Annotated in this window: 12 protein-coding genes; all 12 read left to right on the plus strand. The window is 43.6% G+C overall.

What is annotated here, in order from left to right:
- The first annotated feature begins 581 nt into the window (after positions 1 to 581).
- The gene (sppA, locus tag QME03_RS10380; protein ID WP_281724308.1) at positions 582 to 2357 is read left to right on the plus strand and encodes a signal peptide peptidase SppA; all 1776 of its coding nucleotides are present in this window, start codon (positions 582 to 584) and stop codon (positions 2355 to 2357) included.
- 8 nt (positions 2358 to 2365) lie between these two features.
- Positions 2366 to 3544: a tetraacyldisaccharide 4'-kinase gene (gene lpxK, locus QME03_RS10385; protein ID WP_273147105.1), complete on the plus strand. Its 1179-nt coding sequence runs from the start codon at positions 2366 to 2368 to the stop codon at positions 3542 to 3544.
- Entirely contained in the window at positions 3429 to 4238 is an 810-nt protein-coding gene (locus QME03_RS10390; protein ID WP_273262345.1) for a purine-nucleoside phosphorylase, read from the plus strand. The genes lpxK and QME03_RS10390 overlap by 116 nt, the downstream gene beginning before the upstream one ends.
- 209 nt (positions 4239 to 4447) lie before the next feature.
- Entirely contained in the window at positions 4448 to 5521 is a 1074-nt protein-coding gene (thiL, locus tag QME03_RS10395; RefSeq protein ID WP_025815214.1) for a thiamine-phosphate kinase, read from the plus strand.
- A 453-nt stretch (positions 5522 to 5974) separates the two neighbouring features.
- Positions 5975 to 6520 carry a dTDP-4-dehydrorhamnose 3,5-epimerase gene (gene rfbC, locus QME03_RS10400; RefSeq protein WP_025817419.1) on the plus strand — a complete coding sequence of 182 codons (546 nt, stop codon included), beginning with the start codon at positions 5975 to 5977 and terminating at the stop codon, positions 6518 to 6520.
- A gap of 44 nt (positions 6521 to 6564) precedes the next feature.
- Positions 6565 to 7881, plus strand: coding sequence for a UDP-glucose dehydrogenase family protein (locus QME03_RS10405; protein ID WP_281724309.1), 1317 nt, complete (start codon positions 6565 to 6567; stop codon positions 7879 to 7881).
- Between the two features lie 21 nt (positions 7882 to 7902).
- Positions 7903 to 8712, plus strand: a complete 810-nt coding sequence (locus QME03_RS10410) for a DUF4738 domain-containing protein (RefSeq protein ID WP_274947102.1) — start codon at positions 7903 to 7905, stop codon at positions 8710 to 8712.
- A gap of 47 nt (positions 8713 to 8759) precedes the next feature.
- Positions 8760 to 10760, plus strand: a complete 2001-nt coding sequence (gene ligA, locus QME03_RS10415; protein ID WP_281724310.1) for an NAD-dependent DNA ligase LigA — start codon at positions 8760 to 8762, stop codon at positions 10758 to 10760.
- Entirely contained in the window at positions 10757 to 11452 is a 696-nt protein-coding gene (locus QME03_RS10420) for a B3/B4 domain-containing protein (protein ID WP_281724311.1), read from the plus strand. The genes ligA and QME03_RS10420 overlap by 4 nt, the downstream gene beginning before the upstream one ends.
- Positions 11443 to 12300 (plus strand): type II pantothenate kinase, encoded by an 858-nt coding sequence (gene coaW / locus QME03_RS10425; RefSeq protein ID WP_025817426.1) that lies wholly within the window; start codon positions 11443 to 11445, stop codon positions 12298 to 12300. Before QME03_RS10420 ends, coaW begins: the two co-directional genes overlap by 10 nt.
- Before the next feature lie 8 nt (positions 12301 to 12308).
- On the plus strand, positions 12309 to 13235 hold the full coding sequence (gene menA, locus QME03_RS10430; protein ID WP_281724312.1) for a 1,4-dihydroxy-2-naphthoate octaprenyltransferase: 927 nt from the start codon (positions 12309 to 12311) through the stop codon (positions 13233 to 13235).
- Between the two features lie 1616 nt (positions 13236 to 14851).
- Positions 14852 to 15778, plus strand: coding sequence for a magnesium transporter CorA family protein (locus QME03_RS10435; protein ID WP_025817428.1), 927 nt, complete (start codon positions 14852 to 14854; stop codon positions 15776 to 15778).
- Positions 15779 to 15822 lie beyond the last annotated feature (44 nt).

The following is a 15822-nucleotide window of genomic DNA, read 5'->3' on the forward strand; positions in this document are numbered from 1 at the left end:
ATTATAATGTACAAATCACTTTGTACCCAAATCGGTCATTAGAACCTAAACAGATTTTGTATTATTATCGAGTAGATAGCCTGTCTTGAAACGCAGGCGTAGCGGGCTACGTCAAGGTTCAAAGACAGACAAGATGCCGGCAAGAATATAAAAGATGTTAGGAAACAACACAAAAACAAGTATTCTGGAAACTTTGTGAACTAATGACCGATTGCGGGTTAATCAGTTCATCTTATATAAGGGCAACAATACACATACAACAAAAGCATGCAATTATTGCGCCTTAGCCATACATATTGTTCATAAACAATCACATTTCAGCAGCATTTTTTCATGACGTTTGTAAAAAATCATAGCCAATGAGCACAAGCATTAACCCCAACTAACACAAGAATTTAATGCACACACATTAAAAAACACTAAAAACATGATGCCTTTCAATGTAAAATCAATAACTTTGCATGAAAACGTGCCTAAGCATTGCTAACACTGAGCAACACTGCCACTGTGGAACGCCAGTGTAATCACAACTTAGCCTTGCCCTAAGGCATTTTAAACATAACCTATTATATCATTGCTATATGAAAGATTTTTTTAAAAACGTATTGGCAACCGTTCTCGGAATGTTTTTATTCAGTGCCATTTGTTTCGGCTTTATGATGATGAGCATCATTGGAATGATTGCAGCGTCTGATACGGAGACCAAATTGAAAGACAATTCCGTATTAACCATCAACCTATCTGGCGTCATTAATGAGAAAGCGAGCACCGATTACCTAGGTTTCTTGTCTGGCGATGCCGTTGAGAACAGTGGACTTAACGACATATTGATGGCCATAAAGAAAGCTAAAAACAATGATGAGATAAAAGGTATTTACATCGAAGCCGGTCCGTTGGGTGCTGGTTTCTCTACACTCCAAGAAATTCGCAACGCCTTAGCAGACTTTAAAAAGAGCGGAAAATGGATTGTAGCCTATGGTGACACTTACTCGCAAGGTAGTTATTACGTGGCATCAGTAGCCAACCACATCTATCTTAACCCTGAAGGACAAGTAGATTGGCATGGACTTGCATCACAACCCTACTATATTAAAGACCTTGCAGCCAAATTTGGTGTAAAATATCAGGTGGCAAAAGTGGGCACTTTCAAAAGTGCAACAGAAACATATACCGAAACAAAAATGAGCGATGCCAACCGCTTGCAAGTGTCGTTGTATCTCAACGGACTATGGGCAAACGTTTGTAAAGCCGTTTCGGAAAGCAGAAAGATTAGCATCCCCACACTTAACACCTATGCCGATGAATACCAATTGTTTGCCACACCACAGAGTCTTATCAAGAAACGCTTGATAGACAAGCTGCTCTATGCCGACCAAGTGAAAGGCGAGGTTAAAAAACTTCTGGGCATCGATGCCGATGAGAGCATCAACCAAGTGGGTATTTCGGCCATGTGTAATGTTGTGGAAGATGTTAATATTGATGATGGAATTATTGCTATTTACTACGCTGAAGGCGAAATCGTACAGATGGCACCAGGCGGTATGCTTAACAATAGCACTAACATCGTATCCAAAAACATTTGCAGAAATCTGGAAGACCTTAAGAACGACGATGACATTAAGGCCGTGGTTCTGCGTATAAACTCGCCAGGAGGCGATGCCTATGCATCCGACCAAATTTGGCATCAAGTGACAGAACTACGTAAAAAGAAACCTGTTGTTGTGTCGATGGGTGATTATGCAGCTTCGGGTGGCTATTATATGAGCTGTGGTGCTAACTGGATTGTGGCCCAACCCAACACCCTTACTGGCAGCATTGGCATCTTTGGTGTATTCCCCGACCTTAGCGGACTGGTAACCGAGAAGCTTGGCGTGAAGTTCGACGAAGTAAAAACCAATGCTAACAGTGCCTTTGGCAACATCGCAGCGCGTCCCTTTAACGCCACAGAAATGGCCATGCTACAGGGTTATGTTAATCGTGGCTATGCCACTTTCCTTAATCGCGTATCGCAAGGCCGAAAAATGTCGGTTGAAAACATCGACAAAATAGCTCAAGGACGTGTATGGCTAGGCACAGATGCGCTAAAGATAAAATTGATAGACCAACTTGGTGGTATTAAAGAAGCTGTAGAAAAAGCTGCACAACTAGCTAAAGTAAAAAACTATGCAGTAGAAGAATATCCAACTACAGAAAAATGGCAAGACCAAATATTCAATAATATCGTACCCCGTGGCACGCTCGACGACCAACTCCGTCTTGCCCTTGGTGCTGCCTACGAACCATTTATGCTCATTCGAAACATCAATCAGCGCGAAGCAATACAAGCTCGCCTGCCAATGGATCTAAACATCAGATAATAAAAAACATGAGGACAGAAGGCGATTTTATTAAAATCCACGAATGGCTCACACCGCTTAGCTGGCTCTATGGGCTCGGCGTAGGATTTCGTAACCTGCTGTTCAAGCTTGGCATACTTAAATCTAGGGCATTCGACATACCCGTTATTTCGGTGGGAAACATCACTGTTGGGGGCTCAGGAAAGACACCGCATGTGGAATATCTCGTGTCGTTGCTCAAAGACAAAATGAAGGTTGCCGTGCTGTCAAGAGGTTATAAGCGCAAAAGCAAAGGCTATGTGCTGGCCAACGACGACACGACCATGCGGGAAATAGGCGATGAACCATATCAAATGAAACAAAAGTTCCCCGAACTTTACGTGGCTGTAGACAAAAAAAGAACAGAGGGGATAGACAGGTTAACGCACGACGAGCAAACAAAAGACGTAGATGTAATTCTATTAGACGATGCTTACCAACACAGATATGTAAAACCTGGGGTGAACATTCTTCTTGTAGACTATCACCGACTTATCATCTACGACAAACTTTTGCCTGCTGGATGCCTGCGCGAACCCAAAGAAGGCAAGTCGAGAGCAGATATAGTGATTATTACTAAGTGTCCAAAAGACTTGCGCCCAATGGAATACAGGGTATTGATGAAGGCACTCGACCTCTATCCTTACCAGTCGCTTTACTTCACAACACTTATCTACGACAACCTGAAGCAGGTGTACGGCACCGAGTCGATGCCGATAAATAGCTTACCCAACAGATGCAACGTCTTATTGCTCACAGGCATTGCATCGCCTAAACAAATGCAAAACGATTTGTCGGTGTACAATTATAACTTGTCGTATCTTAGCTTTTCCGACCATCATAACTTTTCAAAAAAAGACATTCGCACCATCAACAGAAAGTTTGCCGAACTGCCTTCGCCTAAGGTAATCATCACAACAGAGAAGGACGTGGCCCGAATAAAATTCGTTGAAGGCCTTAACGACGAGGTGAAAGAAAGTATGTACGCCCTTCCCGTTCGCATCCAATTTATGCTGGGACAGGAAGAAGATTTTAATAATAAAATAATAAACTATGTACGAAAAAATTCAAGAAACAGCATCCTGGTTAAAACAAAGGATGACAACAAGTCCCAAAACAGCAATAATACTAGGAACGGGGCTGGGTCAATTAGCTTCAGAAATAACTGACAAGTACGAATTCCCGTACAACGAGATACCCAACTTCCCTGTGTCTACCGTTGAAGGCCATGCAGGTAAACTAATTTTTGGCAAGCTTGGCGGTAAAGATATCATGGCCATGGAAGGTCGTTTTCATTACTATGAAGGCTATGACATGAAGGAAGTAACGTTCCCCGAGCGAGTGATGTACGAGCTTGGCATTGAAACACTCTTCGTATCTAACGCCTCGGGAGGCATGAATCCCAACTTTGTTATTGGCGATTTAATGATTATCGACGACCACATTAACTTCTTCCCCGAACATCCTTTGCGTGGAAAGAACTTCCCCACAGGTCCGCGTTTCCCCGACATGCACGAGGCATACGACAAACAATTGCGCGACCTAGCCGACCAAATTGCTAAGGAAAAAGGCATTAGAGTGGTTCATGGTGTTTATGTAGGCGTATCTGGCCCTACCTTCGAAACACCTGCCGAATATAAAATGTATCATCGCCTCGGTGGCGACGCCGTTGGTATGAGCACCGTGCCAGAGGTTATAGTGGCACGCCACTGTGGCATTAAGGTATTTGGTATGAGTATCATTACCGACCTAGGACTGGAAGACCAACCAGTAGAAGTGAGTCATGAAGAGGTGCAAGTGGCTGCCAACAAAGCACAACCACTGATGACAGAGATAATGAGAGAAATTATCAAGCGTAGCTAATACACACTCTTTTGACATCATATCATTGATTAACAAGGCGACAAAGTCTATTTAATACAAGTTTCTGTAAAAAAACTTGTCGCCCCACCACTCGTTCAGGAAACATATTTACAACGTGTTTGCCATACAAATAAGCTACATTGCAACGCAGACACTTTGTATAAACAGATAAAGGCCAGGCCTTGACCACACGAAATAAGTAACAGACAATGACAGAAATATCCTCGCTTGGCGAATTTGGACTGATAAAGCGCCTAACTCAAAACATCAAAACCACCAACAGCGCAACCCTTTATGGCGTGGGCGATGATTGCGCCGTGCTGCATTACCCCGACACCGAGGTGCTTGTAACCACCGATATGCTGATGGAAGGCGTGCATTTCGACCTCACATACATCGACCTCTACCACCTTGGTTTTAAGTCGGCACAGGTAAATATAAGCGACATTTTTGCCATGAACGGAACTCCACGGCAGCTCGTTGTAAGCTTGGCGCTAAGCAAACGCTTTAAGGTGGAAGACCTCGAAGAATTTTATGCCGGTCTGCAAGCTGCTTGCAAGCAATGGAATGTTGATATTGTGGGTGGTGACACCACCTCCTCTTACACTGGATTAGCTGTAAGCATAACATGCATTGGCGAAGCGCCAAGAAACGAAATCGTATATCGCAACGGAGCAAAAGACACCGATTTGATTTGTGTCTCGGGTGATTTGGGTGCTGCTTACATGGGATTGCAACTACTCGAAAGGGAGAAAACCGTGTATTATCAACAAGTGGATGAAGCTAGAAAGAAAAACGACCAACTAGCATTGCAACACCTTAAAGCTTTTCAACCCGACTTCGCAGGCAAAGAATATCTCTTGCAAAGACAATTAAGGCCCGAGGCCCGAGGAGACATCATTAAGCGTTTACGCGATGCAAACATCAAACCTACGGCTATGATGGACATCTCTGACGGACTAAGTAGTGAGTTGTTGCACATCTGCGAACAAAGCAACTGCGGCTGTAGAGTGTTCGAAAAGAATATTCCCATTGATTATCAAACAGCTGTGATGGCAGAAGAGATGAACATGAACGTAACAACATGTGCTATGAATGGTGGTGAAGACTATGAGTTGCTGTTCACTGTCCCCATTGGCGACCACTCTAAAATTGAAAAAATGGAAGGCGTGAAGCTCATTGGGCACGTAACGAAACCCGAGTTTGGTAAACAACTCGTTGCTCGTGATGGGACAGAATTTGAGATTACTGCCCAAGGTTGGAATCCTCTACAAAGCAAATAACCGTCTGGCCTCTACACGCCAGCTACAAAAGCCTCAAATTGTAGTTAACAACTAACTCTTAAAGAATGGAATAAACAAGTCGTCGTACAGTTACAGAAACCAAGAAAATGTTGACCGCGACACCATCCTCATCATATTTCTATCCCTTCTTTTGGCGTTAATTTCCTAATTAAAGACTCCCGAACCATTCATTTTTTCGGGAGTCTTTTCCTTTATTTCAATCTATCGTAAGCCAGAAAAGAAAGTAAAACCTAACAGAAAATAACAAAAAGACACATCCAATCCGATAATTACCCACAATTGAAAGAAGCACAAAGGGCCTCGCACCCACATATATAATAAGAATGGCATATAGCTCAATGTGCTTTATTAAAAACTACTTGGGTAATTTATTAAATTTCTTTTGCCATTTCTTTGTTTTATACTATCTTTGTACATCAAAATAACATCACAATGGAATACATAGCAACAGAACTACAAGGCGCGTTCATTATCGAGCCGAAAGTTATTAACGACGATCGTGGATATTTCTTCGAAGCATGGAAGAAAGAAGAGTTTGAGAAACATGTGGGCAAAGTAGACTTTATTCAAGACAACGAATCAAAGTCTTCTTATGGTGTGCTCCGTGGCCTACACTATCAAAAAGGCGACTCTTCGCAAGCCAAGTTGGTGCGCGTTGTTAAAGGAAAAGTATTAGATGTAGCAGTAGATATGCGCAGAAGCTCGCCAACATTCGGCAAATATGTGGCAGTTGAACTGAGCGAAGAAAACAAAAGGCAACTCTTTGTTCCACGCGGTTTTGCCCACGGCTTTTTAGTGTTAAGTCCTGAAGCTATATTCAACTATAAGGTGGACAACGGATATAGCCCCCAAGACGAAGTTTGTATTAGATGGAACGACGAAACATTAGGCATTAAATGGCCCATTGAATACGACAAGATAATTACCAGCCCGAAGGACCTAAAAGGTAAAAGCCTGAATGAAGTAGAAGGCTTCTGATAGGCCAATGCCCCAAAATATAACAAGAGGAGGAAAGTTAACCGATGAACATCGCTATTGTAGGAACAGGATACGTAGGACTTGTTTCGGGAGCATGCTTTGCTGATACCGGAGCTAGCGTAACCTGCGTGGACGTAGACACCGAAAAGATAGAACGAATAAAGCGCGGAGAAATACCCATTTACGAACCCGGACTAGACGAACTGGTGCTTAAAAACGTCAAAGCAGGTCGCCTACGCTTCACCACCTCTTTGGAAAGCGTGCTCAACGACCAACAAATCGTGTTCTCGGCAGTGGGAACTCCACCCGACGAAGATGGTAGTGCCGACCTTAAATACGTGTTGCAGGTGGCCAAAACCATTGGTCAACACCTCAATAAGTATATGGTGGTGGTTACCAAGAGTACCGTACCTGTGGGCACAGCAAAGCTTGTTAGACAAACCATTCAGACCGAACTCGACAAAAGACAGGCCGACATTAAGTTTGATGTGGCAAGCAATCCCGAATTCCTTAAAGAAGGTAACGCCATTAAAGACTTCATGAGTCCCGACCGCGTGGTAGTTGGCGTAGAGAGCGAAATGGCTAAAGAAATGCTAACGCGCTTGTACAAGCCTTTCCTCATCAACAATTTTAGGGTGATATTCATGGACATACCAAGTGCCGAAATGACCAAATACGCTGCCAACTCCATGCTCGCCACCCGAATATCGTTCATGAACGACATTGCCAACCTATGCGAACGCGTTGGTGCAGACGTCAATATGGTGCGCGCTGGCATAGGTAGCGACACACGAATAGGACGAAAATTTCTCTATGCTGGCTGCGGATATGGCGGAAGTTGCTTTCCAAAAGACGTAAAAGCACTTATCAAAACAGCCGACGACATGGGCTATTCGATGGAAGTGCTCAAAGCTGTTGAACGCGTTAACGATGCCCAAAAGCACGTTGTATTCAACAAACTAGCTATCGCCTTTGCTAAAGAAGGACTTGAGAACAAAACCGTGGCCCTATGGGGACTATCGTTTAAGCCCGAAACAGACGACATGCGAGAGTCTACAGCCTTAGTAACCATCGATCTGCTTAAGCAAGCCGGCTGTAAGATTAAGGTATACGACCCCGTTGCTATGACCGAATGTAAACGACGAATTGGCGACACTGTTATCTATGCACGCGACTTATACGATGCTGTGAATGATGCTGATGCATTGCTATTGCTTACAGAATGGAACGAGTTTAGACTCCCCAACTGGGAGATTGTAAGCAAAGTGATGAACAAAAAACTGCTTATTGACGGCAGAAACATATTTGAGAAGAAAGAGTTAGAGAGCTACGGCTTTGAATATCACAGCATAGGCCGATAGCATCACACAATGTAAACAAAGATGACTTTACGCGTAAACTACATCCTTGCCTTGATTTGTGCCACTATAACCATCGTGGCATGCGGACCTAAAACGTCTAAAAGCGACACAAAGCTCGAAGAAGACAAAGTGGCTAAACAAATGTTGCAAGGCATATGGATTAATTCTGATGACGAAAGTGTTGCCTTTAAAGTCAAAGGCGACACCATCTTCTACCCCGACTCCACCAGCTATCCTGCTTATTTCCAGATATTCAGAGACACGCTAGTGATTTATGGGGCTGATGAACCTGTGAAATATCCCATCGAAAAGCAAGCACCGCATCTCTTCATGTTTAAGAATTCTAATGGCGAAACGGTGCGACTCACGCTTAGCGAAGATGCGCTTGACAAATTCCAATTCGACAACAACAAAGCGCAAGTACTTAACCAAAACCAACTGGTAAAGAAAGATACGGTTGTTGCTTTTGAGGATATGCGATATCATTGCTATGTGCAGGTAAACCCAACAACGTATAAAGTTATCAAATCCACCTACAACGACGAAGGGGTTGAAGTAGACAACGTGTATCACGACAATATTGTAAACCTCACAGTGTACTCGGGAGCAACCCGTTTGTTCTCTCGCGACTTCAAAAAAAGCGACTTCAAGAAGTTTGTTCCCGAAGATTTCCTCATGCAAGCCATTCTTAGCGACCTTACACTTAATCGTGCCGACAAGGATGGTGTGCACTTCAACGCCTTGCTAGCCATGCCCGATTCGCCTAGCTACTACGTGGTTGAAGTGAACATTTCGCCTACGGGAAAACTCAAGATGCAACTTGGCAACTAAGTATTGACACTTGTTTTAAAGTATAACCTTTACCCAACCAGACACAAATGGAAGATATTAAACGAATTGAGGAACTAAAAAATCTGCTTCATCATCATAATTATCTGTACTATGTACTGAACTCACCCACGCTCTCCGACCAAGAGTTCGACAGCTTGATGCGCGAACTTCAAGACCTCGAAGCTAAACATCCTGAAGTGTACGACCCCAATTCGCCCACTCAACGTGTGGGTAGCGACCTCAGCACAGGCTTCACTCAGGTGCGCCACAGATATCCCATGCTATCGTTGGCCAATACTTATAACGAGCAAGAAGTGGCCAGCTGGTATGCAGCCGTTAGCAAAGACTTAGGCGGACAACCTTTCGAGGTTTGCTGCGAATTAAAATATGACGGACTTAGCATCTCGCTAACCTACGAGCAAGGACGCCTCGTTAGAGCCGTAACTCGTGGTGATGGCGAACAAGGCGACGACGTAACGGCTAACGTTCGCACAATTCGTGCCATTCCACTTGTGCTTCCAGGCACTGATTACCCCGAAGAATTTGAGATTCGAGGCGAAATATTGATGCCTTGGAAAGTATTCGAACAGCTAAATGCTGAAAGGGAAAAAGCCGAAGAACCTTTGTTTGCTAACCCAAGAAATGCAGCAAGTGGTACGCTGAAAAGCCTTGATCCCAAACTTGTTGCTAAACGAAAACTAGATGCATACCTATATTATCTCCTTGGCGACAATGTGCCAAACGATGGCCACTACGAAAACCTTGTAGCAGCAGAATCATGGGGATTTAAGGTGAGTGAAGGCATGCACAAAGCCAATTCGCTCGAAGAAATTTACAATTTTATCAACCATTGGGACTCAGCACGCCACGATTTACCTGTTGCAACAGATGGAATTGTGCTAAAAGTTAATAGCATACGCCAACAACAACAACTAGGCTTCACTGCAAAGAGTCCGCGTTGGGCCATTGCCTATAAGTTTAAGGCCGAGCGTGTTTGCACAAGGCTTAATGACGTTACGTTCCAAGTGGGACGTACAGGCGCCGTTACGCCTGTTGCTAACATGGAACCAGTGTTGCTTGCAGGCACAACCGTAAAGCGTGCAACGCTTAACAACGAAGATTTTATAAAGAGCCTCGATCTACATATTGGCGATAATGTATTCGTTGAGAAGGGTGGCGAAATCATTCCAAAGATTGTTGGTGTTGACGTCAGTCAGCGTTCTCCAGACCTACAACCTGTACAATTCATCACCACTTGTCCCGAATGTGGGTCAACACTGGTGAGATACGCTGGCGAAGCGGCCTATTATTGTCCTAACGACACTGGGTGCCCACCACAAATAAAGGGGCGTATCGAACACTTCATTGCTCGAAAAGCCATGAATATCGACTCCATTGGCCCCGAAACTGTTGACGATTACTTCCGCCGAGGTATTGTTCGCAACGTGGCCGACCTTTATGAGATACGCACCGAGCAAATTAATGGCGACGGAACAAGACAGAAGTCGGCCCTAAAAATAATAAAAGGCATACAAGACTCGGTGGAAACGCCGTTTGAACGAGTGCTTTTCGCCCTTGGAATAAGGTTTGTTGGCGAAACAACAGCCAAACTCTTAGCCAAGCATTTTAAATCGATAGACGCACTCATCGTTGCCACACCCGAACAGCTTGTTGAGGTTGAAGGCGTTGGAACGGTGATTGCCGAAAGTGTGGTGCGCTTTTTCCAAGACAAAGTAAACCTCAATATCATTGCCCGACTACGTCAATACGGACTGCAAATGGAGCTAAGCGCCGACCAACAACAGCCTGCAAGCAACAAACTGGCTGGTAAGAATATCGTTATTAGTGGTGTTTTCGAACACCATAGTCGCGACGAATATAAGACAATGATAGAGCGCAACGGGGGAAAAAACGTAAGTTCGATAAGCAGTAAAACGTCTTTCATCCTAGCTGGAGCCAACATGGGTCCATCAAAGATGGAGAAAGCCCAACAGCTTGGCATAGAAATGATAGACGAAAACACCTTCCTTAACATGCTTGAGCAATGATAAACGTAGAGGTTACACCCCACATTGCTACAGTCTGTCCACATTTTGTAGGCGCATGCCTTGTGGCCAATGTGGTTAACACGCCCTTCGATGCCTTGTTGTGGGAGAAAATCGAAACAGCTCAAGCCCAACTCCGCCAAACACTCACCACCGAAACGCTGAAACAACAACCCAGCATTGCTGCCACAAGACAGGTGTATAAGGCATTGGGTAAAGACCCTTCGCGATACCGACCAGCGTCTGAAGCACTCATCAGACGTTTGTTGCAGGGCAAAAGCCTTTATCAAGCTAATACGCTGGTAGACCTTATCAACTTGGCCAGTATTGTGCATGGCTATAGCATCGGCGGTTTCGATGCTACTAAAATAGCAGGCAACACTTTAAGACTTGGCGTGGGTGAAGCTGGCGAACCTTATGAAGGCATTGGCCGAGGCATGCTCAATATTGAGGGCTTGCCTGTATATCGCGACCAACTGGGAGGTATTGGCACCCCCACCAGCGACAACGAACGCACAAAACTAACCTTAGACACCACCCAACTACTGGTGCTCATCAATGGTTATGACGGCAATGAGGCTCGCGTTTGCGATAACGCCAACCTTATTTCTAACCTTCTTCGCGACCATTGTCAAAGCGATGGCGCACAAATCTTTATTTTCAAACCAGACACTGCAAATAAAACATGGGAATAGTTATCGGCATTGACGTGGGCATTAGCACCACAAAGATTGTGGGGATAAACAAAGATGGTATCGTTATTTCGCCATTGCGCATTAAAGCCACCGACCCTGTAACATCGCTTTATGGTGCCTTTGGCAAATATCTGCACGACAATAAAATTTCTTTGGAAGATGTAGAACACGTGATGCTCACTGGCGTTGGCGCTGCCTACATCAACGACCCTATCTACGGATTGCCCACCAACAAGGCCGAAGAGTTTTTGGCCGATGGCCTTGGAGCACGCTACGAAATGGAGATAGACCGCATGATTGTGGTAAGCATGGGCACTGGAACATCGCTTGTGCAATGTGATGGCGACAGTATCGAGCATATCGGTGGTATCGGTATAGGTGGTGGAACACTGCAAGGACTATCGCGCATCTTGCTTAAGACGGATGATATCAAGCAAGTTTCGGCGCTTGCCGAACAGGGCGACATCACCAACATCAACCTCCTTATCGGCGATATTAGCGCCCTACCCCTTCCTGGTCTTCCCATGGATGCCACTGCAAGCCTTTTTGGCAATGCCAAAAGTAATGCTTCGCGCGAAGACATTGCCCTTGGACTTATCTGCATGGTACTGCAATCCATTGGTAGTGGCACCATCCTTTCATCGCTTAACACAGGCATAAAAGAGTTTGTACTTATTGGCAACCTCACCCTTCTGCCCCAATGTAAAGATGTATTCCCAGCAATGGAGAGACTTTATCACGTGCATTTCCGCATCCCTAAGCATAGCGAATTTTGCACGGCCATTGGCGCAGCGCTTTATTATTATCAAGGTATACTCCACAAAAAAACAAAGGCACAACATCCCTAAAGCACCCAATGACCACAAACAACACCGTAAAAACCAATTCGGCCAAGGCTTGGCTATTGGCTGCACGCCCAAAAACACTCACAGGAGCAGCCGTTCCTGTGCTACTTGGAGCTATGGCCGCCTATCTTGATGCCAACAACGAGATACGCCCTTTGCCCATCGTGTTTTGCTTTCTGTTTGCTTTTGTGATGCAGATTGATGCCAATTTTGTTAACGACTACTTCGACTTTATTAAAGGCAACGATAACGAAAAACGACTCGGTCCAGAACGTGCTTGTGCTCAAGGATGGATTACACCTGCCAAGATGAAGCGCGCTTTATACCTAACCACGCTTATTGCCTGCATCATTGGCTTGCCACTTATCTATTTTGGCGGTTGGCCCACCATCTTTGTGGGCTTAATTTGCGTGCTCTTTTGCTTCTTATATACCACACATCTCTCATATAAAGGCATGGGCGATGTGCTTGTCCTTGTCTTCTTCGGACTTGTACCTGTATATGGCACATACCTCCTTGCCCTCCCCTCGCCATCGTTTTGTATTTCTATTGAAGCGCTAGTCTTATCCCTATCGTGCGGACTGGTGATAGACACCTTATTAATTGTAAACAATTTTCGCGACATCGACAACGATATCGAAGCAGGCAAACGCACACTTGCCGTCAGGTTAGGTTTAGACTGTACCCTGCAACTCTACCTCCTCTCTGGCTTACTTGCCATCAGCTTATCGGGCTTTGTTTTCATTCTTAAAGGTCATTACTTTTCTTTCGTATTATCATTGCTTTATCTGCCTCTGCACTTCAAAACCTTTGGCTTGATGAAAAGCATACGTAGGGGTAAGGCCCTCAACGCAGTTCTAGGCAAAACGGCCGCCAACATCACCGTTTATGGCGTGGCCACTGCCATAGGGATGTGTATTGATACCTTAATAGGTTAGTCGAACAACGCACATTTCAAATAAAAACAACGGAATTATTTCAAACATTGAAAGCCCAAACAACATCTGCCAACAATGCCTGCCTTAACTCCCCACTCCAAGCTGAACTCTAAAATTCACCACATCCCCACCCGCTAACCCCATCAACCCTGCATTAGGCTGTAGCCCAGAATATTTCTCTAACCCGCAGTTTATACGATGGATAAAGCTATCTTTAGGTCGTTGAGTTTCCATCTACAAGCGTCAGTTCTATTTTAAGTAGTTAATCCTTTGCCTATTATAACCTAAATGCAACGGATAAATGCTAATGTTAATTCGGGAATATTCGTAACAACTAAAAAATTCATTGCACCAATGCAATTGCTTTTGCCCCCCAATCAAACCCTTTGCTATGCAGCGAGCTTCAATCTATGCAACAAGAATGAGCTTATATTTAGGCTAAGTGGGGGCTGTGATACTTGTTTTGAATTACTACTTACCCGTTTTACACTGTTAAAGGCAGTATTATTATTTTACAAAAGGCACTCACAAAACCAAACCATTCTAGCGAAAATTTATACCCAAAAACATGTTTTTTGCCCCAAAATCCAGTGCTATGCTTTATATTTAAAACCATTTATCAAGCTTAAAACGGCAATTAGTACCATTTCGCCCTTCTATTTCGCAATTTTCATGAAGTTTTTAGCACCACAAAAACAGCTTTAAATTGGTAAGAAACTTACTTTTACGCATCTTTTTCACACAAAAAAGATGCAACCCCTTTATCATTTGTAAAAATTTAAGCATTTATAGAAAAACTATTTAGCACCACTTTACCTTGCATTTAGCACCATTTCACCTTGCGTTTAGCACCAAAATGCACTGCATTTAGCACGAGTTTACACTGCGTTTAGCTGCATATTGCAAGGCGTTTTGATACATTTAGCATGAAATTTTGCTGCAAACATCCTATTTATTGTTGTAAATCACGGTTTTTATAACAAATACATTAATCCAACAATTATTGCTTGTCAAGTCTTTTTACCTCAAAATAAACTCACGCGAGAATCGAATATTGGCGAACGAATGGCGGATGATGAACAAAAACGCCACTCACAATGTTAATTTTTACACTTAATATTTTACATTCCTCTCTCACTTAAAATACTTATACTCCAAATAAAGCAAAACAAACAAGAAAGTAACGATACAAAAGAGATGTGGATGTAATGCACGGAAAGCCTTGTCGTTGGGTGCAAGCTAGAAATCTAAAAGATACAGCAGTAAAAATAGCGCACACGAACTAAAATACCCAGACAGAAAAATAATATAAAACAGAATAACCAGTAAAACACAAGAAACCCACACCCAATAATGCCAACATCGAACCATGTTTACACACCCCCTACGCCAACAGAAACACACATCAAACACAACTTACATAAAAACACACATTCAACAATGAAGATTTTTTAAGAAAGCCAATCGTTGTTCCCCATTTTTGATTAACTTTGCACCATAATAATAATAACAACCAACACATGGACGATTATCATTCGGATAGATTTATCATCGTGGTAGGAGGTTAAGCTGCAATAAGCTAATCTTCTACACCATTTTATTTGAAGATTGGCATTATGAGGACATATTGGAATTTCAACTCTGCACTAAAGGTTATTGACGAGTGGCAACCCAACTGCTGGATACAAGTAACGTGTCCAACGGAAGAAGACCAAACCCTTCTTGAAGAAAGGTTTAATATTCCCGACTATTTTCTTTCAGACATTAGCGATACCGATGAGCGTGCCCGTTACGAATACGACGACGGCTGGATGCTCATCATTCTCCGTATACCCTATGTAAAGGAAATACGCTCGCGAACACCTTACACCACAGTTCCCTTGGGTATTATTCACAAACGCGATGTAACAATCACCGTATGTTATTACGAAACAAACATGATGATAGACTTTGTTAGCTATCAACAAAAGCGTGGTGAAGGCTTTACCGACCATGTAGACATGATTTTTCGCCTCTTTCTCTCATCGGCCGTGTGGTATCTTAAACGTCTAAAACAAATAAGCACACTCATAGAGAAAGCCAAGCACAACCTAGACCAAGGAGTAAACAACGAGTCGCTTATTGGATTAAGTCGTTTGCAAGACTCGCTCACTTATTTCATCACCTCCATACGTGGCAACGAAAACCTGCTCTCGAAGCTAAAATTCAAGCTGCAAGTAGACGAATTGGACGCCGACCTCATCGAAGACGTAAATATCGAGATGACGCAGGCACGAGAAACAACGAGTATTTACTCAGACATTCTCGAGTCTACCATGGATACTTATTCGAGCATCATCAACAACAATATGAACACTGTGATGCGTACGCTAACATCGGTGAGCATCATCATGATGTTTCCCACACTCATATCTTCGCTGTTCGGAATGAACCTAGTTAATGGAATGGAAGAAAGTAAATGGGGCTTTGCTGTAGCCATCATCATTTCATTCCTCGTTTCAGGTATATCATGGTGGATTTTAAAGGTAAAACGCCTACTTTAGGCACACAATAGTAAAAAAAGATGTACTAAAATTAGGCTCTTTCG

Source organism: Hoylesella shahii (assembly GCF_937990675.1).
Lineage (GTDB): Bacteria > Bacteroidota > Bacteroidia > Bacteroidales > Bacteroidaceae > Prevotella > Prevotella shahii.

What these genes read in the sequence shown, in the direction of transcription:
- sppA (WP_281724308.1), top strand. Translation starts at nt 582, where the DNA reads ATGAAAGATTTTTTTAAAAACGTATTGGCAACCGTTCTCGGAATGTTT.
- QME03_RS10420 (WP_281724311.1), top strand. Translation starts at nt 10,757, where the DNA reads ATGATAAACGTAGAGGTTACACCCCACATTGCTACAGTCTGTCCACAT.
- rfbC (WP_025817419.1), top strand. Translation starts at nt 5,975, where the DNA reads ATGGAATACATAGCAACAGAACTACAAGGCGCGTTCATTATCGAGCCG.
- coaW (WP_025817426.1), top strand. Translation starts at nt 11,443, where the DNA reads ATGGGAATAGTTATCGGCATTGACGTGGGCATTAGCACCACAAAGATT.
- QME03_RS10410 (WP_274947102.1), top strand. Translation starts at nt 7,903, where the DNA reads ATGACTTTACGCGTAAACTACATCCTTGCCTTGATTTGTGCCACTATA.
- menA (WP_281724312.1), top strand. Translation starts at nt 12,309, where the DNA reads ATGACCACAAACAACACCGTAAAAACCAATTCGGCCAAGGCTTGGCTA.
- lpxK (WP_273147105.1), top strand. Translation starts at nt 2,366, where the DNA reads ATGAGGACAGAAGGCGATTTTATTAAAATCCACGAATGGCTCACACCG.
- QME03_RS10405 (WP_281724309.1), top strand. Translation starts at nt 6,565, where the DNA reads ATGAACATCGCTATTGTAGGAACAGGATACGTAGGACTTGTTTCGGGA.
- ligA (WP_281724310.1), top strand. Translation starts at nt 8,760, where the DNA reads ATGGAAGATATTAAACGAATTGAGGAACTAAAAAATCTGCTTCATCAT.
- QME03_RS10435 (WP_025817428.1), top strand. Translation starts at nt 14,852, where the DNA reads ATGAGGACATATTGGAATTTCAACTCTGCACTAAAGGTTATTGACGAG.
- QME03_RS10390 (WP_273262345.1), top strand. Translation starts at nt 3,429, where the DNA reads ATGTACGAAAAAATTCAAGAAACAGCATCCTGGTTAAAACAAAGGATG.
- thiL (WP_025815214.1), top strand. Translation starts at nt 4,448, where the DNA reads ATGACAGAAATATCCTCGCTTGGCGAATTTGGACTGATAAAGCGCCTA.